Source organism: uncultured Shewanella sp. (assembly GCF_947491715.1).
GTDB lineage: Bacteria > Pseudomonadota > Gammaproteobacteria > Enterobacterales > Shewanellaceae > Shewanella.
Window position 1 is genome coordinate 1 of record NZ_CANLKR010000085.1, and the last position, 1,925, is coordinate 1,925.

At 43.3% G+C, this 1,925-nt stretch carries 1 protein-coding gene; it reads right to left on the minus strand.

What is annotated here, in order from left to right:
• Positions 1-1,925 (minus strand): tandem-95 repeat protein (locus tag Q0779_RS23565; protein WP_298776697.1); only part of this gene is annotated, 1,925 nt, incomplete at both ends.

Here is a 1,925-nt window from a genome sequence, read left to right on the forward strand (position 1 = left end):
TCACCATTAAAGTTGTCATTCGGCGCAAACGTATACGTCCCGTCACCATTGTCAGTAAACACGCCCGCCGTGCCGGTGTAACTCACCTCCGCAACAGACAAGTCATCGCCATCAATGTCCGTCGCACCCGACAACAACTGGGCATCGGTGAAGGTCAAGCTGCCGTCTTCTTCAATCACGTAACCGACATCTTCCACTACCGCTGCATCATTAACCGGTGTAACTGTTACATCTATCTGCGCTGGAGATTCAGCACCCAACTCATCGATAACTAAGTAATCAATAGAAAACTCACCATTAAAATTATCATTAGGAACAATCGTATATGTACCATCACCATTATCGGTAATAACACCATTACTCATATTGATTTCACTTATTGATACAAAATTACCTTCATCTTCATTAGCAAGATCTTCTTCGGCTATATCGGTTTCATTATCAACTTCGGCACCTTCGATACCTTCATTCTCATCGAATATTGGTAAGGGATCTGTCATTTCCGTCTGATCAATATTGTCTTCGGCTTGAGTAAAGATATCACTTATCACAATAGCATTCGGATCTGCAGTAACATCTTCTATCTCTGGCATCACGAAGTCATTTTCATTTCCTAAATGGTTATCGGGAACAATGACACCATCAACAAGATGGAAAACATGCCAATGCTCTCCAGAATCACCCTCTGGCGCCTCAGGACTAAAACTTTGCACCAACTGATCACCAACGTAAACTTCAACCCTCACCTCATCCATACCCGGTGTTGGCCAAAAGACATCCGTATATTCACCCGTATAATTATGCACAGAATAATGCATATCAACGGTTTCAAAATTAGGGATAAAAATAGTTTCAGGGCCATGTCCATCGACATCATCCACATCTTGACTTACCATTCCGTCATCTAACTGATGTGACATATCTTGATAAAAGATGTGATCAAGTTCTTCACCTGAATCAGGATCGAATAACCAAGCATGATTATCTAAGTCTTCAGGTTCATTACCCCAAGTCACCACAACTCGCATATCCGTCGCATCCATCACCTCTGATAATGCGGATACACCATTATTAGCGCTTTCTCCTTCAATTACAGATGTATTAATAGTCACCATACCTTCTTGTTCTATGGTTACCGAACCTTCACCGACTATTTGTCCTGTCACACTATAATGTCCATCACTATCTGTCATTGTCGTACTTGTATTACCTGAAGCATCGGCTAGCGTAACAACTGCACCTTCAACCCCATCACTTGTCGACGCATCTAATACCACACCTGATATATTTGTTTCACTCCCTTGTGGCGTTAGATCAGCCGTCATATGGTGATCTTCAATATCTGTCGCAAATTGCAACAATTCAGCCTGAGTAATAGTGTAAGAGCCATCTTCTTCTATAGTGATAGGAATATCAGCAGAAATAATCGGCGCATCATTGACTGGGTCAACCGTTAAGGCTAAATTAACACCTATTGGTATATCACCATCTGTGATATCATAAGAAACATCAATCAAACCATTGAAATCAGCACTCGGGGTGATAGCGAAAGTCCCGTCACCATTATCTACAATTTCTGCATTATCAGCGACTAAGTTAAGCGCAACTAAATGATCACCATCTAAATCTGCCGCATTAGCCAATAATTGGGCTTGTGTGACCACAATAGTGGTGTCTTCATCTGTTATTGCTGCAATATTACCTGATGTCGGCAAGTCATTAACCGGATTCACGGCTAAATCCACGCCGCTAGCCACCACCTCTATGCCATCAGACACATCAAAGCTCAGCGCAATGTCACCGTTAAAGTCCGCCTCCGGCGTCACCGTGAACGAGCCATCGTCATTGGCCGTCACCGTGGCATTGCCTTCCACTGTGAGGTTCGCCGCACTGAGGCTATCACCATCGACATCACTCGCGTTGGC